Raw genomic sequence first — 22,435 nt, 5'->3', positions numbered from 1 at the left:
AATGTCACCTGTTAACTTATGAGGTGATGATATCACCTCTAACTAGGTGGCCAAATTAACTATGCCACTACAATCTAGAATTTATTAAATATAACAACATAAGTTTGTAGGCATCAATGTAGGACTCAAATCTCTAACTCTCCGCTATATAGAAGAACTCATTACTGCAAAGTAATGGTTTATTTGCTTTCAAGTCTTTGGCTGTTCTAAATTATTATTAATGTTTTACTAAGGTTATGATTTTTAATGCTTATATCAGGTTTAGCTATTAACGAGTGTGAAACAAATAATTTAACACTATGAGCATTAATGTAATTCAACATATAATTCCTTTTCATATTTAAAGTTTAGGGAAATACCTTGTTGTTTCAGCGTCTGAAAATCATTTTATTGTTGCTACTATCGTTGAGTACTTTCTCTGCGGTTGGTCAAGTGCAGCTAAATGATGACCAAAGAAACATTTTCTCAACTGAAATAGCCGTTTGTGTACAAGAGGGGAGTGGAGCACCCGCTAATAGTTTACGCGTGAGTCATTCAGTATCTTCTCTGTCATACCTACAAACAAGTTTATCTGATGGCCAAGACTTCATCTCTATGCTTGTTAGTATGGATTTAAGGCATAAAAATTTAACACCAGAGAAAGAGCAACCCCTTATTAGCCAATTAGCTAGTGTTGACTTCTTTAATGATGTTAGACGAGTTGTCAGTAGCGATAATCGCGCTGGAACAGGCGTTAAGCCTAATTATTTTCTTCAAATTGCTTTTTTTGAACCAGTGATTTTTAATCGTTTTATTACACCTATAGATAAACCCAAGTTTACTTATCATTGGACAAGCCAGCTTTCTAGTACTGTTTCTCGCCTGTCAGGCTGGAAAGACGGTAATAGTCTCTACAGTCATCATCACCTCCGCTACAGCTAAATCTCTGTCGTTTTAACAAATATATTATTGCCGAGTATTCGGCGTATTTTAGTGTGCTTGTATCTGTGCCTAAATCTTGGCTATTTTATCTAGCTAGCCAAGGTGTTAGCACTGGAATTGAAAGCTATCAAGTGCACGGTTAATTCTTAACAGAGAATATAAACGTGAATAAAAAAACACCACAAAGTCCAATTAATCGCTATGCGAGTTGGAAGTACATTGTCCTGCTTTTTACTATTGCTGTGATGTTTCTCAGCGCATTGCCGTCAATATTTGGTGAAAATGCTGCGCTGCATATCAATGATCGCGATCATCAGGTGGAAATAAAACAGTTAGTTAAACAGCTTGATAAAGCAGGTATTTCGACAAGTCTTGTTTCTCAAACTGAAGATAAAGTCACCGTTGTGCTTAACGATGCCAGTCAACAAGCTGCTGCTAAATCAACGATTGAATCTTATTTAACTGACGATGTTCTCGTTGCTTTAGCCATGGAATCAGATGCGCCTAATTGGTTAACTGAGCTTGGTTTTGCCCCGATTAAATTGGGCTTAGACTTACGAGGCGGAGTGCAATTCTTGTTAGATGTGGATATGGAACCTGTTTATCAAGCCCATAGGCAAATGGTGATTGATGAATTTCGTCAATTGGTCAGAGGTTCACAGGGTAGGCATATCGATGGGAAGGTACAACTTAACTTTCGTAATAGTGATGACTTACAAGCTGGTGTAGCTGCGGCAAGGGAAGAGTTTCCCCAGTGGCAACGCTCGGTAAATGGCAACGTGCTCGTGATGACTCAAACAGAAGAAGCGCGGGATGCATTGAGAGCCACGACGGTACAACAGAACTTGCAAATTATGCGTAGCCGAATAGAACACTTGGGCATAACTGAGGCTTCTGTTCAAAGGCAGGGGCAGTCAAGGATCAGAATTGAACTGCCAGGGGTACAAGATCCCGCAACAGCTAAAAACGTAATTGGCGCAACAGCATCACTCTCATTTCATGAACTTGTTGAGCCACGTTCACCAATGGCGATGTCAGTGGATGATGAAAATGGTCAAGCTATATCGCTTAATAGAAGGGCTATTCTCGGCGGCGAGCACATTATTGATGCCAGAGCTAGCCTTGGTGAAATGGGAATGCCAGAGGTTAACCTGACTCTCGACTCAGCGGGCGGCCGCAAGATATCACAGTTTTCTCGCGATAATGTCGGTAATCCTATGGCAACGGTTTATAACGAATTTACGCAAGGTAGAGATGGCGCAAGTGTAGAACAAAGCTCCGTTATTAGTGTTGCGACGATTACATCGCAATTAGGGAATCGTTTTAGGATAACTGGCAGTGGTAGCCTTGCTGAGTCTCAAGAGTTAGCCATGCTATTGAGCGCAGGTTCATTGACCGCACCAGTCACCATCGTTGAAGAACGGACCATTGGCCCAAGTCTTGGTGCTGATAACGTTAAAAATGGTTTTGCTGCGTTGGCATTGGGGCTCGGTTTAACACTGACATTTATTGCCTTTTGGTATCGACGCTTAGGTTGGGTTGCCAATTCAGCCTTGTGTATTAACCTTGTGATGCTAGTGGGTCTTATTGCGTTAATCCCAGGTGCTGTACTGACTATGCCTGGCATCGCTGGGTTAGTACTTACTGTTGGTATGGCCGTTGATACTAACGTGCTTATATTCGAGAGAATAAGAGACAAAATGAAACTCGGTAATAGTTTTGCGCAGTCAATTAATAGTGGGTTTGATAGTGCATTTTCATCTATTTTCGATGCTAACCTGACAACCATGATCGTCGCAATTGCGCTTTATTCCATTGGTAATGGGCCCATTCAAGGCTTTGCTTTAACACTAGGGCTTGGACTGTTAACCAGCATGTTTACCGGCATTTTTCTTTCAAGAGCCATCATCAATTTAGTATGGGGACGTGATAAGCGTCGTATGGTAAAAATATGAACAATATAATGACACGTTTTTTCAAAGGCCAATTTGATAATAATCCTTCGCAAAGTGGATTAACTCGCCTTAGGTTTTTATTAACTGGATTTTCAGTATGTGCTTTATTGGTTTCAGTCTTGATGATTGGAATTAAAGGTTTTAACTGGGGCTTAGATTTCACCGGTGGCGTGGTAACTGAGGTCACACTTGACTCAAGCATAGAACTTACTGAATTAAATCAGCATGTGGATAATGTTTTAGCCCAAGACGTGCAAGTGATTAAGGCGTCAGAAGAAGGTCAATGGATACTGCGTTATAGTGATGAAATGGCTGGTGATGTCGGAATAACGGATGCACTTGCTCAGATAAGCGAGCAGGTAACACTTATCAGTCACAGTATTGTAGGGCCGCAAGTCGGTAATGAAATGGTCGAACAAGGCGGGCTTGCAGTACTGGTTTGTTTAGTGATGATCATGGTGTACTTAAGTATGCGTTTTGATTGGCGTTTAGCATCTGGTGCTTTACTTGCTTTGATGACGGATATCATTATCGTTCTAGGGGTATTTGCAGTCTTACAGCTAGAATTTAATTTAACGGTTTTAGCGGCGTTATTAGCAGTATTAGGTTATTCGCTCAATGACTCAATCATCATTGCTGATCGAGTCAGAGAAATCATGCGGATGAGACCAAAAGGTGACACCAACGAGATTATTAACGAGGCGGTGAAAGCAACCTTTTCACGCACGTTAGTTACTTCAGGTACGACATTAGTGACGGTTTCAAGTTTGTGGTTATTGGCAGGTGCTAGTTTACAAGGTTTCTCAATCGCGTTATTCGTTGGCATCATATGCGGAACTTGTTCATCAATTGCGCTAGGGGTGACTTTACCGCAATTGTTTGGCCTAAAAGCTGCCGATTACATTCCTCAGCCTATCGATATTGAAGAAACGTATTCTTAATGAAATTGCATCAATTAAGTTTGTGTCAATGAGGTTTGTGTCAATAAGGCTTTGTAGCAATAAAAAAACCAGCCACAAGGCTGGTTTTTTATTGGTAAATTAAATTGAAGCTTATTCAGTCATTGCGAGTAATTGCGGTAAATAATGGCTATCAAGCTTAGCTATTTCAGTTTGTTCCTGCAGTACGTCATTTAATATTTCATCAGTGGTCAGCGGGTTAGCTAATACCACTCTAAAAACCGTCGTTGCTTGTCGCTGATATTTCGCGGGCTTTATACGCGTACGTGAAACGAAAGACTTTCCTTGTTCACGTTGATGTTTTTGAATGAACTGAGTTAAACCATCGAGCAATTTATTGCACAGTTTAACACTCGCAATATCATTATTACGTATAGCTTGTTCCATAAAGGATTGCACAGCTTGTGGTACATAGCGATAGGTCAAAATGCACAGCTCTGGCTCGGTTATCAATTCGAATTCTTGGTGCTGGTTAATTTCTTGTGCAAAGTAGCGCGCTTTTTCAAGGCTGTTATTAATTAGAATCTCATAACCTTCACTACCGATGATCTGTAAGCAAGCATGTACTAACATTGCCATGCCTGGTCTAGAGCCTTCTAATGTTTGGCTCCCCAAATCTTTAGAACCAACGCGGAGTATATATTCAGCATGGTGTGCTATGGCATGGGCAAGCTCTGGGTCTTTAAACAACACCATTCCAGCGCCCATCGGTACATACATTTGTTTATGGGCATCAATGGTCACTGAGTCAGCCAGTTCAATGCCTTTAAGCAAGTAACGGTATTTATCTGATAATAAACTTGCGCCGCCCCAAGCTGCATCAACATGGAAATGACATTGTAATTCTGAAGCTAATTGAGCTAGTTCAGATAATGGGTCAATATTGCCTGTTTCTGTTGTGCCAGCAACGCCGACAATCGCCATCACTTTGATGTTTTCTTTGGCGAGTTTCGCAGCAGTTTGGCGCATTTTTTCAACATCAACTTTGTTGTTGGCATTGGTTGGGATACTGACAATGTTGTCGCGGCCAATCCCCAATAAGTCAGCAGTTTTGCCTATCGAGTAATGACCTCGTTCAGACACTAATATGGCTAAGTCATCATAGCCATAATGCTTTAATGCACGCGGGAGCCCTTCACGATTAACTCCTTTGAAGGTGCCGTCTGCTTTTAATAATTGATTTCTAGCAATCCATAAAGCGGTGATATTTGCCACGGTGCCGCCGGAGCAAAATGCGCCAAGGGAGTAATTAGCGCTATGCATCCATTGATCGTAAAAACTGTCAGCCTGATCAAAAATCAAATGGTGCATCATCCCCAGCACTTGGCGCTCAAGTGGGGTAAAAGCTTTAGAGGTTTCAATTTTAACGAGGTTTTGATTTAACCCAACCATCATTTTAGACAGTGGCAATACAAAATACGGCAGGGCAGATGTCATATGGCCGATAAAGCTCGGTGCTGAAGTGTGTACCGAATGGGCCACTAAATTCTTCATTATTTCATCGGTATAGTCTGAAACAAATCTGGGTGAATCAGGAATTTGGTAGGCTCTAAAATCTTTTTCGATTAATGACAATGGCTTTTCAAGCGCGGCAATACTTTTACCTAAAAAGCCCGCTAAGTCTTCAGAAAGCTTTTGCTCAATGATACTTAGTGTTGATTCCGCATCTTCTGGAATGGTAAATATACGTAGAAGGCTTGCTTCAGATGCTTGGGCTTGTCGGTAATTTTTTGCGGTCATGTCTTCGTGCCATCATTTTTATTTTTCAGCCAAGTACCACTAAAATGAAAGTGGTTTCTTGGCAATTATGAGGGCTAACTTTACTTCATGGATTATTGCTCAGCAAGTTTTTGAGTTAAACGAGCGTTTTTATATTGATAGTTTAAGTGTAGCGGCGACATTTTGAGCTGTTTGAACAAGGTTTTCGTGTGCATTGCTTAAAATATCATCGAGCGGAGCTAACGAGGGAATAATAGGAAAAATGGCTGTCATTCCTTGTTGCAGTATTTTTTCTGCTCCAGAACCTAAACAACCCGCAATGCCAATCACAGGGATATCTTGTTTTAAGGCTTGTTGCATTACGCCCATGGGGGTTTTTCCACTTAAGGTTTGACTATCCATACGGCCTTCACCAGTGATGACAATATTGGCGCCTTGCATTATGTCGGCTAATTTCACTGTTTCTATGACAATTTCAACTCCCGGCTGAAGTTGTGCATTAAGTAATGCCATAACGCCAAAGCCCATGCCGCCAGCAGCGCCTGCACCAGGGAAAAGTGAAATGTCGTTATCGGAATTTTCAGGTATAGTGCGATTAATAACATTGGCAAAGTGGCTGAGAATATTATCAAGCTCAGTGACCATTTCTGCTGTTGCGCCTTTTTGCGGGCCAAATATTGCAGAGGCACCATTAGGACCACATAAAGGATTATCTACATCACAAGCCACTTCGATTTTGCAATCAGCAATGAGTGGGTGTGCAGATGAACTATCAATCTCAGCTAGCTGGCTGAGTCCTGCAGCGCCATGGCCAATAGCACTCCCGTTTGCTGTAAGCAGTTTAAAGCCTAAAGCTTGCGCCATTCCCGCGCCGCCATCGTTTGTCGCACTACCCCCCAAGCCTAGAATAATGTGATTTATGCCTTTATCCAGTGCATCACGAATAAGTTCCCCAGTTCCAAAGCTGGTGGTCAGCATAGGGTTTCTTCTGTCTCTTTCAATATGATGTAAACCGGATGCTTCAGCCATTTCAATGACTGCAGTGCCAGTGCCTGAGTCATTATTGCTTGAACCCAAAATGCCATAATGTGCGTTAACTGGTTGTCCATCAGGCCCTGTGACTTGAAGCTTTTGCATTTTGCCGCCAGTGGCATCTACCATGGCTTGTACAGTACCTTCACCGCCATCGGCCATGGGGACTTTGCAATATTCAGCATCAGGAAACACACGCTTAAAACCTTCTTCAATAGCATTAGCAACACCTAATGCACTCAGGCTTTCTTTAAACGAATCAGGGGCAATGACTATTTTCATATTATCTCTCTTGGGTTTAAAAGAGCCACCTACTTAAGGGTGGCTACAATGGATAACAATAGCGGGTTAAAGCAAAACTAAGCTTAAAAGGTAAACCAGTGTCATGGCAGTAACACCTTGAACCAGTGTTGCCATGGTTTGCGCACGATAAGCTTGTTTAACGCTCATACGACTAAACTGGGTAACCACCCAGAAGAAGCTGTCATTAGCGTGTGATACGGTCATAGCACCCGCGCCAATGGCCATAACGGTTAATACACGTCCCATATCACTTGCAAGACCAATATCCCCCAGCAGTGGCGCGACTAAAGCTGATGTAGCCACTAATGCAACCGTTGATGAACCTTGTGCTGATTTTAATGCTGCAGCCACAATGAACGGCATAAATATCCCGACACCTAATGCCGACAAGCTACTTCCAAGGAAAGTACCGATTTCAGTAGCTTTGAGAACAGCACCGAATGCGCCGCCTGCACCAGTGATTAATAAAATAGGCGCGGCAACAATTAAGCCTTGGCTAATACGTTCGCTGAACTCTTTAATTTTGTCAGCGCTTTTTAACAAAGGAATGGCGAGTAACAGACCAATCATTAAGGCATTAACTGGCTGACCTAAAAACATCAAGGTATCAAATATGACTTCTTTACCCAGTGGCGCAGAAGGGAAATTGGCTATAGAGCCTAAGCAAATCAACAATATTGGTACAAAGATTGGTGCGAAAGCTTTTGTTGGGCTAGGTAGTGCACCGTAGCTTTGCTTTAAGGTTTCATAATCTTCAACTTTATTATTGAGTTCTTCAGCGCCTTCACCATCAGGTTGCTCATTGGCGAAACGATTTGCCCATAAAGTGCCTGCAAGCGCGGCTATTGCAGCGATAAATACACCAATAGCAATGACTAAACCTAATTGATTTTCAAGGCCTAGGTTACCGGCCGCAGCAATAGGACCAGGTGTGGGTGGCACAAAAGTATGGGTTGCGTATAAACCCGTTGCAAGAGCAACACTCATGGAAACACTTGAAACTTTCATTCGATTTGCCATTGACTGTTTTAACGAGTTCAAAATGACAAAACCTGAATCACAAAATACAGGAATAGAGACGATGTAACCGATTATCGACATGGTGAGCGTTGGGAAACGTTTACCCAGCACTTTAATGACTACATCGGCCATGGTGATAGCGGCACCGCTTTTTTCCAAAATCGTGCCTATGATGGTACCGAGTACAATAACAAGCCCTATGTAACCTAAAATACCGCCAAAGCCACTGGTAATGGTTTTGGCAATGTCGGCACTAGGTAAGCCATAGGCAAATGCGGCTAAAAAAGAAGCCAAAATTAATGTCAAAAAGGGGTGTAGCTTAAATTTTGAAGTCGCAATAACGATAAATGCAATTACGCCAATTAATATCAAGATCATGCTCATGATAACGTCTCTGGTCAGGGTATAAAGATAGTTGTTTTTGTATGCGTATTATTAAAAAGTTGCACAATATATGCTTTGTTCAATTGAACAGATTTTTATGGATATAAAGATTTAAATATGTGCATATGCACATATTTTTGACATGTAGATGGTTAATAAAAGGACTGGACTGTTTTACTGACGAAATAAGCTAACGTGTTAACTTTGCTGCCATTAAGCTTGATGCATGATTTGACCAAGGTACAAATTAAGTAAGTGATGGAACTCTTGCAAATTTGTTCCGGTGATTTGCTGAATTTTATCTAATCGATAGCGGAGCGTATTGCGATGAATAAACAGCACTTCTGCACACTGTTTATGATCGCCAATATGCTGAATATAAACAGATAGTGTTTTTTGAAGTACACCATTTTTGTCTGCTTCAACTAATTTTAAATAAGGGGCAGACAAGGCATCACCGCGCCAATGTTGTTTTAAGCCGGTAAATATCACTTGAAGGGCATAGTCTTCATATAAATACTTACTGGATTCAGGGTTTAAGCTTTTACCTATTGCGAGCGTTTCTTTTGCAGTTCGATAAGATTTCGCGATGCCTTCAATGCCAATAAAGAAATGACCCAAAGATATGTTGAGCTTTAACTCCATGTTGGCGGGGATACGCTTTAACAGCTTATCTATTCGATGGCTCTCAAGTTCCGGATCCCATTGTTTACCATTAAGGTATGCGGGTTTTAGAATGACCAGCTGATTAAGTGATGTCATCGCAATCAGGTTATTACGATCTGGGTGCTGCAGTAAGTGGACGATTTGTTTCAACGCTTGATTATTGTGAACTTGTTGCTGCTTGACTGATTCTATTTCAATAATGGCGACAACACGCTCAACGGTAATATCTATGCCTAACTGATGTCCCCAATGAGTTAATTGATCGACATCTTTATCTTCATCTCGAATCAGTTGAAGAATGAACTCTTCTTTCTGTCTATTTTGCCATTGTAATTGATCTTGCAAGTTAGCTTGTTCAACAATCATTTCAGCGGTCATTTTTAATAACTCGCCATATTGGGCTAATTCACAAGGCTGACCTGTAATGCCAATGACACCCACTATCTGACCTTGATAGTGCAGAGGTAAATTCAGCCCTGACTTTACCCCGTGTAAGCTTGGGGCAATATCTTGATTAATTTCAACATTTCGGTTTTGACTAATTGCCAGTAATGCACCTTCATGTATTGAGCCTATTCGCTCATTAGAGCCAGAACCTAAAATAACGCCTTGGGCATTCATCACATTGATATTATGCCCAATAATTTTCATTGTTCTGTCTACAATCCTGTTGGCGATTGCACTGTCAATTACATACATATGTCCACTCAGAGAAGTTGCAAAATTAACTCATTACCTGAGTTATTAATTGATAAAGCCAGTAAAACAATAAACCGTAACTGGTTAATAAAGTCAATACAGTCGCGAACTTAGCGAAAGGCGGTATGTCAGTTTGTTTAAGCCCAATATGACACAAAACAATAGAAAATATGCTGATAGGTGCGACGATAATGCTCAAGGGTAATATGACAATGGCCCCAGTCAGTAAAATTAACGTCGAGAGACGCGATGGGGACTTCTTATTCGTTAATGGCATAGGGATAAGTGCAGTACCAATAGACAGCACAACCGCGCCCAAATACAGTACAAATTGTGCAAATGATTCGTACTGGCTTACAAAGCCTATAAGGGCAGCAAGTGGAAACAATAACGAAACTGTGACATGTTTTTGACTAAATGAAGATTGCACATATTGACCAGAGAAGTAACAACAGGCTTGTACGATGGCATTAATAAATGAGAAAGCCATTAAGGCAATCAAAATGAGAATACTGTCATTTGCCATTGATGTGGTTGAAGCATAGGCTGGCATAGCCAATAAAGAACCTGCTAAGCCTGATAGAATAAGGTGTTTTTTTTGCATGATATCTTGAGTCTACTAAGTCACTTAAAAATAAATTTTAATAGACATCGCTTAGAATAGCTTTTGTTAATTTAGCAATATCGAGTTATTTGTTGGTATTTGCGAAAGAGGGCACAAATAGAAAGTGTTTTACAACAAAAAAGCCTGCAAAAATGCAGGCTTTTAATCAATTAATGCGTTGCTTATAACTTGTAGTTAACGCTTAGCATTATCATGTGAGCAGTATAATCATGGCTATTGCTGCCAAAGGTCATGACATTCCAAATATTATCAGGCGCGATATCATTTGCTGCATCATTGTCTAAGTACTTTTCAATTTTATAATCTAAACGTACAGCCATTTTTTCAGTGGCTTGGTATTGACCATATAAATTAACATTATGTACTTTGGCAAAGTAATCACCGTAATCACCCGTAACGCCTTGGCGAACTTGAGTGTTACTGTCAGATTCTGAATAGGTGTAATCTAAACCTAAACGTAAGCGGCTATCCATTAAGTTGTTATAACTTAAGTTAGCGCCTACTACATCAATAGTGTCTTCGATATCAGCTTGCCAAGTTGGACCTGAGAAAGTGCTGCTACCTGATTGTTGTGATTCAATAACCTGGTGGTTATAGAACGCATTCAACATGACATCTTTATTGAACATGTAGTTTACATTGATATCGTAACTGGTGTCTTTTGACTCAGTTAAGCCAATTTCAGTATCTGTATAGTCATCTAGTGCATAGCGCACGCCTAAATCAACAGTTAATGCTTCAATAGGGGTATGGCTTACGCGCGCTTCTACCATGCTGCGATCACGATCTGCTAGGTAATATTTACGTAATAGGTCGTTATTTTCAGATGATGTCCACTCAGATGCTTGGTAATCAGAACCGTCACGGTTACCGTAACTCCCTTTTACCCACATATCCCAGTTTTCAAAACTGTTGACGCGGTAACGAGCCCAAAGGGTGCTTTCTTCGGTCACTTCACGCTCTGAGTAACTACGTTCATCACGTTTGTAATCGACACCACCATCAAGCTTCATTCCGCGGCTAATGCGGTAATCAGCTGCTAACTTAGCGCGATGAGTTGTTTGATCATAAGGGGTGTTGTATGCCACTTGACCGTTTACATCGTTGATGCTGATTTGAGTCCACTCTTCAATATTGGTGTTGTTTTCGCGATCAGAGTAGTCGTAACTACCTGATACGCGCACACTGCGATTGATTCGGGACACGGCTTTTAACGTCATGCCAGTTAGGTCTACTTTCGCATCAACAGATTCTGTTGGTACGCTGTAACCATAGCCAGATGTCACTAAGTCTTGATCTTGACTCATTTGACCAAACATCAAGCGACCACTGACTGCTGTGCCGTTTTCAGTATATTGACCAAGCAGAGACACAATATGTGACTCATTGTCTGGATCAAGTGCCATATAACCACGGGTTTGTGCACCAAACGTCGGGTTAAAGGCATTATCGTAACTTAATTGGGCATTATCATTTTTAAAGATAGAGCCATCGTAATTCAAGCTAGTAAACCAGTTTTTACCGCTAAACTTAATACCAGCATTAATGGTATCAGTGGTGTAATCAACCGGCTCAGCAATCATCATTGACTGATTGAAGAAGCTACCTGATGCTGTTTTAATACCGGTTTTTTCTTCACGTTGATAATTCACGTAAGTAGTGAACATTGATTCTGTTTGGTATTCAAAACCCAAACCTGCACGTTCACGTTTAAGCGAAAGCTCAAATGGGTTAAGGCTGCTGTATAACTCAGTCATACCGTCAGTTGAACCCGCTGTTTGCCAGTTATCAGGTAAAGTTAAGTCTGAGCCACCAATACCACTGTACGGTGATACAACACTATTTGAGTCGTACGTTGCAATAGAGCGGTAGTTTAGGTTCAGGTTGTACTGACCAAGCTTACCGACATTCACGTCTAAACGACCGTTATCAAGACCTAAGTCAGTCGCTTCAACTTTTGCACGGTAACCAGACTCGCCGATGTAATTCACATCAGCATCTAGCTTAGGTGCAAACTCATTGTCGCTGCCAAATGCGTTAGCTGAATGAATGTCATCTTCGCTGTTGTAACCAACACCCACGCCAACACTACCTGTTACGCCAGTTTCTACTGCACAACCTTTACAAACCCACTTGTCGAATTTGACTTTGTCAGTATTGGCACTGCCTACACCGTAACCATCAGCTGCCATTGCAAATCCTGCATTGGCAACTAACGCTAAGGTGATTATATTCAGTTTAAATTTCATAGTCGTACATCCTTAACGCTGAAGTAATTTGCCAGAAGGGTGGTTAGAACCATGTACTTGGCTATGACAATTTAAGCAACTGCGTCCACCAGTAAAGGCATTATCACCAACATTAGAACCCATTCCTGTGTTCCCTAAGTAAGCATTGCTTGCATGACCATCACTGGCATGACATTGCTGACATAGTTGTGGAGCACGAGTCTTAAGCATTCCTTCATTCACTGAACCATGTGGGTTATGACACGTTACACAGTTTTCAGTTACTGGTGCATGCTCCCAAAGTTTAGGTCCACGTTTTTCAGCGTGACATGTATAACAAGTCTCGTTCACACTTGGTTTAACCAAGTCTGAATCAGCCATGCTTCCATGTGGATTATGACAATCACTACAAGTCATTTGATTCCATTGCATTGGATGACTTGAGCGCTTATTCATATCTGTTTTTTGTTTTGTATGACAGCTAGTACACACTTCCATCTCTGTTTTTTTAGACAGAATAGGGTCGTTAGCGGTATGGACACTGTGACAAGAAGCACAAGCAACATCGGCATTATCATGATGGCTAGTGTTCCAAGACATACGCTTGTCGTCTAAGTGACACCCCATACAAACACTGTTTTGCTTCTCTGGCGCTAGGGTAGAGTCAGGGCCAAAAGCGATAACTGGTTCGTTACCACCACGGTTATGTTTACCCATTGGGCCGTGACATGCTTCACATTGAAGGCCTGCCATTGGACTCTTTGACGATTCAATAGCGCCGTGAACACCTTTAAAGATATCCATGACTTTTTCAGAACGTCTGTGACACATCAGACAAGAGTCGGCACCTTTAGGAGAGTAGCTGCCTTCTTCAAATTTCTTATCTAGAACAGCTTCAACTTCGTCAGGGGTCATTTTAGCATCCCACTTCGACGCATAAGCCGAGTGAGACATCCCAAGAGATAGCATAACAACTGCTACAAATGTCGGGATTATAGAATTTAGTTTCATTTTGATTTTCATAGTATGGCTTCCCAATCTATCCATGATGTAGATGTGATTTATGTAATGAAAGGGAGAAGCAAGCTCCTCCCTTAAGGGGAAATTACATCTTCACCGCGGTGTGATCGGAAATGGTTGGTGCGTGACAGAAGAAACAGGTTTCTAACTGAGCAGCATCATTCGCCTCTTGGTAAGGCCCATTAACTAAACCGCCTTGGCTTTGAGCATGGTTCTTGATTTCATCAAAGCCATGACATGAAGCACAAGTTGCTGTGATTGGTGTAGTGTACAAGCTCTCTTTTTGACCAGGATCTGAGAAAGCTTCGATGACCGATGATGCTAATGCACCTTTAAGCTTGAATGCATCAAGATTGAAGTCATTATGACACTGTGCACAATCTTTGATGATGCCTTCTTCACCATGAACGCTGTGAAGTTTCATTTCAAGTGCGCCTTGGTTTTGGCCAGAAGCATAAGTACCGTCAGGAGTGTGACAAGTTACACAACCATCTACACCAATAACCACTTCACCGTCAGCGTTCTCACGACCTAATTGCTCAGTCATAACAAAACCTGCATGGTGTCCTTTATGAATCTCAAATGTTTCGCCGTGACAGTTTTCACACGTATTGAATGCAACTGAATCAGTGTGACGCATACTAGCTGCTTCACCTGAAAGCGTACCGAATACTAAGTCAGCTTTCATACTTGTAGTTGCGATATCATCGCCACAATCAACTGCAGCAGTGCCATCGTTACACATTTCTAAACCAATGAAGGTAAAGGCGGTATCTGTGTCTTGGATGCCAGCAGGTGAGTATTCTCCAAATGGAAGAACCGGTAAGGTGTACTGTAGTGCACCAGCTTCAACAGAAACGTTTTCGCCAAGTTCGCCATTACGTACTAAATCGTAAGCAACTTTTGCTTGTCCATTTCCTGGGCTTGCGTTGTAACCCATTATTGGGAAGTTAGGACCAACGTTAGTGATCGTTTCAATACGTTGAATCTTGCTAACTAATGTTGATGCATCAACAGCGCTGCCAGCAGCATCAGTAATCGTCACTGAGATAGTGGCTGTTTTGTCTGAGTTAACCATCAAGGTAGAAGTTAAACCATACATGTCGATAAATGCTTTCTTCTGTTCGAAACCACCTGTGTGGATTTCTTCAGTCCAGCTCGCGTTATGACATGCAATACAGTTTGAGTTATCTGACTGTTGAGAGTGACCTTCACCAGCGACGAAATCGATGCCAGTGTGACAACTTGTACAGGTTTCCATTGTTGGAATACGAGTCCAGTTGCCCCATTCAGTTAGTTCTTCTGACTCAACGTGACAAGATTGACAGTTGTCTTGAACAATTGCGTGTGCAGTTTCTGCAGTGTAATCGTTACGACCCCAAACTTTATTAGAGTTATGAACGTTATGAACTAAGTGAGCAAAAGCAACTTCAGGTTTACCACGACCATCTGCCCACTCTTGAGTGTGACAAGTGATACAAGTTTCTACAGTAGTTGCTTTGTGATAAATCTTTTCACCTTCAGCGTGACAACTTGCACATACTTCATGAGAAACGATATTTTTGGTGTATAGAGCTTGGTAGCCTTCACCGTCGAAGTCTGCAACGATTTCGCTGACAGGGACAGACGTTACACCATCCAGTAACGTCGAAGCCTCAGCGACAATGTTGAAGCGTTGAGTTAATTCAGCGTTGAATGTATCAGTATCGAAACTGTCAAAACTAAACTCATAGCTACCGTTTTTGTTATCAACGAAAGTCGATGTAGAGCCGAGTTTCTGCCAGTTTGCGCTATTACCAGCGCCGCTAGCGCCAACTGGGATAAGCTGAGCTGCATTTTCGATTGAAAAGTCTTTAAGGCCGACTACTGCTTCATCATCTTCATTAGTCGCATAAACTTTTACAGTAGGGATGTTGTCAGCGTAAGAAACTGACAGCACTTCTAATTTTAGCTGCTCAATTGCTTCAGCTGGAGTACCGCCTGGAAGACCAGGGTTACCATCTTTACCATCATCACCGTCACTGCCACAGCCTGTTAAGGCTACGCTGACTGCACTTGCTACAAGCATCAGTGCTATTTTAGAATTTTTCTTGTTCATCATTTGTCCCTGCGTAATAAGACATTGCATAAATTTGACTTGGCTATTTGTATTGCCGAGATACGTAGTCTCTTGAGTCAATTTAGCTTTTTGGGTTTTAAATTCATCAAATACAAGGTTAATCCACAATCAGAGAAAAATCTTTAAACCTAGACTGATACTGTGAAGCAGATCAGTCTATTTCTAAAGAGGTATACATTTTCTCAAGTAAACCTTGTTTTTATTGGCTTAAAGCAAAAAAGAGCCGCACGGTGGCGACTCTTTGTATTGCTAGCTAACCTTTACTGTCCACCCCAGTCGGAGTGTGCTTCAAGGATCTGACTATCGTTGTGACAAGTAGAGCAAGTCTCTATCACATTTAATGCGTCATAATCCGCCTCTGGTACACCTAGACTATCGATTGTTCCAACTACACCGCCATTAGTTTCAATGTGGCTAATTGTTGATTCACTTAATCCGTAAGGAGGTACGTGACAACTTAAACAAGCTGCTGATTGAGGAGACACAACTAACAGGCCAACATCATCTTTACCAAATGCTACGGGAGCTGCATCAGTAGCAATGCCTTGGATAGAGAAACCATCATCGCCGTGACAAGCTTGACACTCAGTTTTCTTAAAGAATAAAGATCCACTTGAGTCATAGACATAATGTTTATCATGAACTTTAGTTGCTAAGTTAGATGCTTCGCCACCTGATGTTGCACGTGTTCCATTATGACATGATGCACAACCATCAATATCATTGGTATAACGATGCGTAATTTGCGTTGTATGACATTGTTGACAATCAGCCATTTCAGCATGCTGCATACGTGGAGATTCAGCCACTGAACTACCATCTAAATTGAAGTAGTAAGTATCAGACGTTACGTATGGAGCATCTTGGTCACCCGCATCTAAATCATCAGCATCACAATATTCAACCACACCTTTGCCAGAACAAACATGTAATTGGCTGCTTAGTACAATAGTAGAGCCAGCATCTATTAATGTTGCGATTTCAAAGTCAGCAGCACTAATAGTCGCTGTAATTGAGCCATCAGCTTCTTCAGCAAATGTGTCATAACCTACTTTTTGGTAATTAACCAAGAAGTCATCAGTCAGTACACCATTGATAACGATTGCACTATTAAAGCCACCGTATTGGTAAGGGCGTGGATCAATTTGATTTATTGCTACTAATTCATCACCATTTTTAACGGTGAAATTAACTTTAATTTCTGATTCATCATCAGCAACTGTCATCGATGAAAATTCAACTTTTAGTGCAGTTGCTAAGAAGTTACTGTTCAAATCATAATGAGCTTCTTGTGTACTGCGACCAATGCCTTCACTTGTATGACAATCAAGACAATTATTTCCTTGCCTATGTGATTTTGGAACACCAGCCGCTTCAGCAGCAGGGCTAGGGCTGTGACAGCTCCAACATGCAGTGGTATCAATATCAGCTTTCCAGCTATCAGTTAAGTTGAACTCTTCATTTGGGTTATGACAAGTGAGACAATTAGATGTCATTTGTGGGTAAACGCCATCGTCAGAGAAGTTCGCAGTTGTATGAATGCTGTGAACCATACCTTTAATCGAACCATCATATTCGTAAGCTTCACCAATCGGGTTACCGTCTGCATCAGTATCTTGCTTACTGTAGCTGTTGTAATCTGTGTGACAGAAAGAACAGGCTTCCTCAGTATTATGCTTACTGCCATGCATTGATAACTCGCCAGCTTGACCAGCTCGGTGACATGTTTGGCAATCTGAGTTTGCAAGAATTTGAAGTGGTTTTTCAACTTCTACATCAGTAGCTGGAACCCAGTAGAAAAAACTATTGTTAACGAGTGTTTGTGCACTGTTATTAGTGGTTTTGATAGACATGTAAACGCCGTTGGTCGCGTCTGCCATGTAATCATATTTTTCTAAGGTATCAATCGCTTTATCAATTGTGATTGAGTATGTACCGTCTTTGTTATCAACAAAGCAGTCTTCACATTCACTTTTACTTCCATCAAAATAGCTAGAGCCAGTAAAGTAACCATCACCTTTATCTTTGTTGAAATAGCTTAACCAAATTTGTCTATCGACACTTGGATTAACGACTTCATCTTCGCCGGGCTCAACAGCTGAACCTACTCGACCAAAAGAAATAGCAGCAAGATCTGTTTGTGTTAAACCAGTAACCGCAACGCCATTAGCATCAGCTAACTTAAAGTTGACAGTTAAGAATTGGTTTTCATCAACGCTAGCTGTTGTGATAGTACTTGTTAATGCTGATACCGAACCAATTGGTTTTCCAATAGTGCCATCTTCACCATCTTCACCATCGGTTCCGTCACTGCCACAACCGGTTAGCGCGAAGGCTAAAAGCCCAGCACTAAATACCGCTTTAGCAGTAGTATTAAAATTGAATTTTTTCATCATTGTTCCCTGCAAGAGATTTTGTTTTAAACTTGATTCTTCATCATAAAATCAAGTGTATGGATAATATCCAAGTCTATGTAAAGCTCTTTTATTCTATTTAGTTAGGGCTAAAATCACTGTGATTTAGATCTTACTATTCCGAAAGAGGTATTACTTAATTCTACAATTTGAAAGTTAAAATGTTGAAATTGTAAAATGTGAAAAGCGCTTGCGTCGCAATTGTTGCTTGAGCGTTGCTGTAGTGTTTTTCACTAAACTATATGGATTATTTAATTAGAGTAAACTTAATTAATAGAATCATTAACTAACGTACCATCCAATACATTACTTACTGCTAAAATTACCATTACTAATAATAAGTGAATTGTGTGACTTTTGTTTGTATTTGAATGACTTTTTATGTGGTTTTTAGCGTTAAAATCTCACTTTTGTTAAAAAGTGTGATCTAGATCGGCTTTGATGGCTTTTGATTAAATTAAAGGTTGTTCTAATTAATCTAAAGCAGAGAAAAGTGACTTATGAATGGCTTTATTGATTTTGGCAATGTACGAAAAAGCATTCAATTGAGTAATCATTGTTCAAACAAACATAAAGATGATGAAAGTATGGCGATTTAACTTGATCATGTCACAGGTGTGGGGGATAATCCTGCCGTTCACGTAAAACAGGTTTTATGTGAAATCTATGGTGACCTTAGGGTCCCCCCGCAATGATAACTTGTGAACTCGGCCAGGCCTGGAAGGGAGCAACCGCAGCAAGTGACTCGTGTGCCGGGGTGTGGCTCTAGGGGAACCTCCAAATTCTTCTTGTTTTACCATAAAAATTCTTAATGTCTTACTCATACATATTTTATATAGAAAATTTTTGTATTCAATTTTCTCAGTTTAGATCTGTTTAATTTTAGTACTTTCAATTTTCAGTACTTTTAATTTTCAGTACTTTCAATTCTCGGTATCGATTCAAGTTTTGCCTTTGCTTCAGCTTCTTCTTCCGCAATACGTCTTTTTAAGTTGGCTTTCAAAAATTCACGAGATTTCTCTAATGCGAGTTGTATTTCATTTTTCATGCTTTGCAATTCGTTGTAATCTTCGAAAAAATACGTATCGACTAAATGCCTGATGTAACGCACTGGAAGCTGGTTTAAGGTTACGCAACATAGATCAGCTAAATACTCTTCTGGCAGTTCTTCTAATAAACCTTCATCTCTTAATATTTCCATTAATAGCACTTCATAGTAATTACGAATATCAACTTGCATGTTTTACTCCAAGAGAATGAATTTTTATATCAGTTTGCTACCAGATTGAATTGGCTGCAATAAAAAGTTGACTATGACGATGAGATAATTCGGCTTCATTTCGGCTGTAACCACCGCCTATGACTGCTGCAATAGGGATATTAGCTTGTTTAGCGGTTTTAAATATAAACTTATCACGCGCTAAAATACCTGCTGTCGAAATGTTGAGATAGCCTAAATCGTCATCTCTATGAATATCGACGCCAGCATCATATAAAATTAGGTCTGGCTGGTGAATATTGATGAGGTAAGGAACCACTTGTTCGAGTGAATGAAGAAAGTGGTGGTCATCAATTCCTTTATCAAATTCTATGTCATGGTCTGAATGAGGTTTTCTTGAAGGAAAGTTTTTTAAGCAATGAAAAGAGCAACTGATAATATTGTCGAATTGTGATGATAGGGTTGCGGTGCCATCTCCTTGATGAACATCACAATCAATAATAAGCACTTTAGTCGCTTTACCATTAGAAATCATGCCACTGGCAGCGACTATTAAGTCATTGAATATGCAAAATCCACTGCCAAAATCATAGTGAGCATGATGGTATCCACCGCTGAGATGTAAAGAAACGCCATGTTCGATGGCTAAATTTGCACATAAGCTTGTACCACTAACGGCGTGTAAGGTTCTATTTAATAGTGCTTCACTCCAAGGGAATCCAATTCGGCGCATGACTTTAAGGTCAAGTTTGTTGTCGATGAAATCATCAACATACTTGTCTTGATGCACTTGCTTGAGTACTTCAACTTGAATCATTTCCGGTGAATGAAAATCGGAGGGTTTAGCTATTTGATTGTTCAGCAGGTATTGCTGCAGCAACTGATATTTACTTGTTGGAAATCGGTGGGTAGAAGGTAACGCCAGCTTAGAATAGCTGGCGTGATAAACAAGTGGAATACTCAATGTGAAATTTACACGCTTATTTTGATAATCAATTTACAATTGCTTGATTGCCCAGCTCATGAATTCTTTTCTTGTTTCTTCATCTGCTTGTAACCACCAATATTGAAGCATTTGTTCTGGGTGTGTTGCTGTCTCGCCTGCAGCTGGAGTTGCAGCTTTTACTGCAGGTTTTGAAGCCGCAGGGGCCGTTGCTGTAACTGTTGCGCTTGTTGCTACTGCAGCAACTGGTAGCGTTTTCGTATTACTGTCAGTCGCAGAAGCTGCTAGCGTATCAATATCTTCACCTTTATTACCGCTAAACAAATTACTGATAAAAGTACTCTCTTCATAATCAGTTTGCGTCACTTTGTAATCAACAGCACCGTTGTCTTTACGAGAAATAACGATTTGCGGGTCTTTAGCAAATGACTTTGGCTTTTTAACAAATTCACCGTCAATTGGCTTGAGCTGATACTCATGATCACCATCAACATTGATAGCCACAATAAAAGGTGATGATTTTACAAAGCTTTGACTGTCACTAAAATCATCATCAACCATGTCATGATAGCGAATAGCAATTTTATGGCTGCCGTTATCAAGTTCAAGGTCAGTCTTATGAGTAAACATGTTGGTATCGATTTCTTTACCGTCAAGTGCAAGATATTCAAATGACATTGGGATAGTTAGGTTAGCCGCCATAGCTGACGTTGAAGTCGCTAAAGCTAATAACGCTGCACTGAGCGGAAGGGTAAATTTCATTGTTGCTCCTTAACGATTGTTATTTCGATGCGGTCGTTCAAACATTTGAATTCTTTCTTCAATATAACTGATTGCTTGACGACATTTCCCTAATCGACGATGTAGAGAAAGTATTTCATTTTGTATCATGATTTTGTCAGTACTGTGGCAGTTTGCAAGTTTAGTTTCCATTTCTGCAATTTTTTGTTCAAAAGTTGTAGCCCAATTCAAATGTTTATTTAACTCTTGATATATCTGGTGGCTATTCTTCATCACATTACTGGCTATCCAGCCAAAACCACTGTCTGAATGTTGTTGCTGTTGTTTCTTAGCATACCTTGCGCGACTGTTGGCACGTTTCTGCTCTGCAGTCTTAACATTGATATTGGTTGTAACGAGTGCGCGGCGCAATGCGGTAAAGCGATCTTGAATACGTTGACAACTCAGTTCGATTATTTTGACATCGAGTTTAAGAGAAAGTTGCTTTTCTAATTGTTGAATGTCTTTTTTCAGTTGCTGAATACAAGGGCTAAGTTGTGCTCCTTGTTGAATAAATAGTTGTGAGTTAAAACGTTCAATATCTTGGAGCATTTTCTTTTGCTGGGCTGGCAATTGTTGATCATGATGCAGTGCATCTTGTTCAAGCGAGCTGAGCTGCTGCTTTAATTGATAAATAAGTTGGTTGGTATTTCTCATAACCAGGCTGTCCAAGCAAGATGCGCTGCTATTGATAAAACAGTAATAATAAACAGAGGTTTTACAAAGGGAATACCGAATCTAATAGCCGATTTAGCGCCAATGAACGAGCCTGCCATCATGCAAACCCCCATCCATAACCCTAGAACCCAATCGACTTCTCCTAGTAAAGCGAAGATGACTAATGCAGTGACATTACTAACAGAAGTCATTACACGCGCTAATGCACAACTATTTAGTAGTGGCAATTTGTATAGTCTTATGCTTGATACCGTCCAAAATGCACCAATCCCAGGACCGGCAAAGCCATCGTATCCACCTAATAGTACACCTTGAGCAGTTTGTTTTTGTTTGCATGGGGATGTCATCGGAGCGGCTTTTAGATTCTCGCCCATTGCTTTGGGGCTAAATAAGGTATAGATGGCGATACTGATAATAACTAAAGGTAAGATTTTCTCGAGCCAAGCAGCATCTATAAGATATACAAAAATACTGCCTAAAATTGCACCGAAAAAAGTCGCGATAAAGGCGGTTCGCCAAAATCTTAAGTTAATAAGCTGTTGCTTATAATAAGTATACCCAGCAGTCATTGAACCAAAGCAAGCTGCTAGTTTATTGGTACCAAGTGCTAAATGGGGCGGTATTCCCATTGTTAATAATGCAGGGATAGATAATAATCCACCACCACCCACTACAGCATCAATAAAACCGGCCACAAGACCAATAACGGCCAAGATTACCCAGTGGCTTGGATCTAACAAGAATTCCAAAT

Annotated in this window: 17 protein-coding genes and 1 other RNA gene; 4 read left to right on the top strand and 14 right to left on the bottom strand. The window is 40.6% G+C overall.

The window, feature by feature from the left end; translation table 11 throughout:
* The first annotated feature begins 360 nt into the window (after window positions 1–360).
* The 3 genes from BCU84_RS13540 to secF all read left to right on the top strand — a co-directional run bounded on the left by BCU84_RS13540 (window position 361) and on the right by secF (window position 3,817).
* On the top strand, window positions 361–921 hold the full coding sequence (locus BCU84_RS13540; RefSeq protein WP_102528611.1) for a hypothetical protein: 561 nt from the start codon (window positions 361–363) through the stop codon (window positions 919–921).
* 164 nt (window positions 922–1,085) lie between these two features.
* Complete coding sequence (gene secD, locus BCU84_RS13535; protein WP_102528610.1) at window positions 1,086–2,876, top strand: protein translocase subunit SecD; 1,791 nt, start codon at window positions 1,086–1,088, stop codon at window positions 2,874–2,876.
* A gap of 8 nt (window positions 2,877–2,884) precedes the next feature.
* On the top strand, window positions 2,885–3,817 hold the full coding sequence (gene secF / locus BCU84_RS13530; protein WP_102528621.1) for a protein translocase subunit SecF: 933 nt from the start codon (window positions 2,885–2,887) through the stop codon (window positions 3,815–3,817).
* 111 nt (window positions 3,818–3,928) lie between these two features.
* On the opposite strand, the gene panP is transcribed toward secF, so the two are convergent.
* The 9 genes from panP to BCU84_RS13485 all read right to left on the bottom strand — a co-directional run bounded on the left by panP (window position 3,929) and on the right by BCU84_RS13485 (window position 18,043).
* Window positions 3,929–5,575, bottom strand: coding sequence for a pyridoxal-dependent aspartate 1-decarboxylase PanP (gene panP / locus BCU84_RS13525; RefSeq protein ID WP_102528609.1), 1,647 nt, complete (start codon window positions 5,573–5,575; stop codon window positions 3,929–3,931).
* A 129-nt stretch (window positions 5,576–5,704) separates the two neighbouring features.
* The gene (locus BCU84_RS13520) at window positions 5,705–6,868 is read right to left on the bottom strand and encodes a glycerate kinase (protein WP_102528608.1); all 1,164 of its coding nucleotides are present in this window, start codon (window positions 6,866–6,868) and stop codon (window positions 5,705–5,707) included.
* 66 nt (window positions 6,869–6,934) lie between these two features.
* The gene (locus BCU84_RS13515) at window positions 6,935–8,293 is read right to left on the bottom strand and encodes a GntP family permease (RefSeq protein WP_102528607.1); all 1,359 of its coding nucleotides are present in this window, start codon (window positions 8,291–8,293) and stop codon (window positions 6,935–6,937) included.
* Between the two features lie 213 nt (window positions 8,294–8,506).
* Window positions 8,507–9,658 (bottom strand): sugar diacid recognition domain-containing protein, encoded by a 1,152-nt coding sequence (locus tag BCU84_RS13510; RefSeq protein ID WP_102528606.1) that lies wholly within the window; start codon window positions 9,656–9,658, stop codon window positions 8,507–8,509.
* A gap of 25 nt (window positions 9,659–9,683) precedes the next feature.
* Entirely contained in the window at window positions 9,684–10,262 is a 579-nt protein-coding gene (locus tag BCU84_RS13505; protein ID WP_102528605.1) for a hypothetical protein, read from the bottom strand.
* Between the two features lie 182 nt (window positions 10,263–10,444).
* Window positions 10,445–12,532: an MtrB/PioB family decaheme-associated outer membrane protein gene (locus BCU84_RS13500; RefSeq protein WP_102528604.1), complete on the bottom strand. Its 2,088-nt coding sequence runs from the start codon at window positions 12,530–12,532 to the stop codon at window positions 10,445–10,447.
* Window positions 12,533–12,544: 12 nt separating this feature from the next.
* Entirely contained in the window at window positions 12,545–13,534 is a 990-nt protein-coding gene (locus BCU84_RS13495; protein WP_102528603.1) for a DmsE family decaheme c-type cytochrome, read from the bottom strand.
* 82 nt (window positions 13,535–13,616) lie between these two features.
* Entirely contained in the window at window positions 13,617–15,629 is a 2,013-nt protein-coding gene (locus BCU84_RS13490) for an OmcA/MtrC family decaheme c-type cytochrome (protein WP_347231197.1), read from the bottom strand.
* Between the two features lie 281 nt (window positions 15,630–15,910).
* Entirely contained in the window at window positions 15,911–18,043 is a 2,133-nt protein-coding gene (locus tag BCU84_RS13485) for an OmcA/MtrC family decaheme c-type cytochrome (protein ID WP_157936224.1), read from the bottom strand.
* Between the two features lie 696 nt (window positions 18,044–18,739).
* Here BCU84_RS13485 and ffs point away from each other — a divergent pair.
* Window positions 18,740–18,836: signal recognition particle sRNA small type (gene ffs / locus BCU84_RS13480), an RNA gene on the top strand.
* 135 nt (window positions 18,837–18,971) lie between these two features.
* Here the strand turns inward: ffs and BCU84_RS13475 are convergent.
* The 5 genes from BCU84_RS13475 to BCU84_RS13455 are packed head-to-tail and all read right to left on the bottom strand — an operon-like array spanning window position 18,972 to window position 22,433.
* Window positions 18,972–19,304, bottom strand: a complete 333-nt coding sequence (locus BCU84_RS13475) for a late competence development ComFB family protein (protein WP_102528601.1) — start codon at window positions 19,302–19,304, stop codon at window positions 18,972–18,974.
* 37 nt (window positions 19,305–19,341) lie between these two features.
* A complete protein-coding gene (locus BCU84_RS13470; RefSeq protein WP_102528600.1) occupies window positions 19,342–20,247 on the bottom strand; it encodes a histone deacetylase in 906 nt (301 codons plus the stop codon).
* A 33-nt stretch (window positions 20,248–20,280) separates the two neighbouring features.
* The gene (locus BCU84_RS13465; RefSeq protein ID WP_102528599.1) at window positions 20,281–20,988 is read right to left on the bottom strand and encodes a DUF2057 domain-containing protein; all 708 of its coding nucleotides are present in this window, start codon (window positions 20,986–20,988) and stop codon (window positions 20,281–20,283) included.
* 9 nt (window positions 20,989–20,997) lie between these two features.
* Complete coding sequence (locus tag BCU84_RS13460) at window positions 20,998–21,663, bottom strand: primosomal replication protein (RefSeq protein WP_102528598.1); 666 nt, start codon at window positions 21,661–21,663, stop codon at window positions 20,998–21,000.
* Window positions 21,660–22,433 carry a TSUP family transporter gene (locus tag BCU84_RS13455; RefSeq protein ID WP_102528597.1) on the bottom strand — a complete coding sequence of 258 codons (774 nt, stop codon included), beginning with the start codon at window positions 22,431–22,433 and terminating at the stop codon, window positions 21,660–21,662. The genes BCU84_RS13460 and BCU84_RS13455 overlap by 4 nt, the downstream gene beginning before the upstream one ends.
* Window positions 22,434–22,435 lie beyond the last annotated feature (2 nt).

The organism is Shewanella sp. 10N.286.51.B7, assembly GCF_002873615.1.
Classification (GTDB): Bacteria; Pseudomonadota; Gammaproteobacteria; order Enterobacterales; family Shewanellaceae; genus Shewanella; species Shewanella electrodiphila.
Note: the sequence above shows the minus strand (reverse complement) of the source record. Positions and strands in the feature narration are given on the sequence as shown.

Coding starts and splice junctions, on each gene's coding strand:
- secF (WP_102528621.1), top strand. CDS start 2,885: ATGACACGTTTTTTCAAAGGCCAATTTGATAATAATCCTTCGCAAAGT.
- BCU84_RS13460 (WP_102528598.1), bottom strand. CDS start 21,663: ATGAGAAATACCAACCAACTTATTTATCAATTAAAGCAGCAGCTCAGC.
- BCU84_RS13495 (WP_102528603.1), bottom strand. CDS start 13,534: ATGAAAATCAAAATGAAACTAAATTCTATAATCCCGACATTTGTAGCA.
- BCU84_RS13500 (WP_102528604.1), bottom strand. CDS start 12,532: ATGAAATTTAAACTGAATATAATCACCTTAGCGTTAGTTGCCAATGCA.
- BCU84_RS13465 (WP_102528599.1), bottom strand. CDS start 20,988: ATGAAATTTACCCTTCCGCTCAGTGCAGCGTTATTAGCTTTAGCGACT.
- BCU84_RS13515 (WP_102528607.1), bottom strand. CDS start 8,293: ATGAGCATGATCTTGATATTAATTGGCGTAATTGCATTTATCGTTATT.
- BCU84_RS13520 (WP_102528608.1), bottom strand. CDS start 6,868: ATGAAAATAGTCATTGCCCCTGATTCGTTTAAAGAAAGCCTGAGTGCA.
- BCU84_RS13485 (WP_157936224.1), bottom strand. CDS start 18,043: ATGAAAAAATTCAATTTTAATACTACTGCTAAAGCGGTATTTAGTGCT.
- BCU84_RS13510 (WP_102528606.1), bottom strand. CDS start 9,658: ATGTATGTAATTGACAGTGCAATCGCCAACAGGATTGTAGACAGAACA.
- BCU84_RS13475 (WP_102528601.1), bottom strand. CDS start 19,304: ATGCAAGTTGATATTCGTAATTACTATGAAGTGCTATTAATGGAAATA.
- BCU84_RS13505 (WP_102528605.1), bottom strand. CDS start 10,262: ATGCAAAAAAAACACCTTATTCTATCAGGCTTAGCAGGTTCTTTATTG.
- panP (WP_102528609.1), bottom strand. CDS start 5,575: ATGACCGCAAAAAATTACCGACAAGCCCAAGCATCTGAAGCAAGCCTT.
- BCU84_RS13490 (WP_347231197.1), bottom strand. CDS start 15,629: ATGAACAAGAAAAATTCTAAAATAGCACTGATGCTTGTAGCAAGTGCA.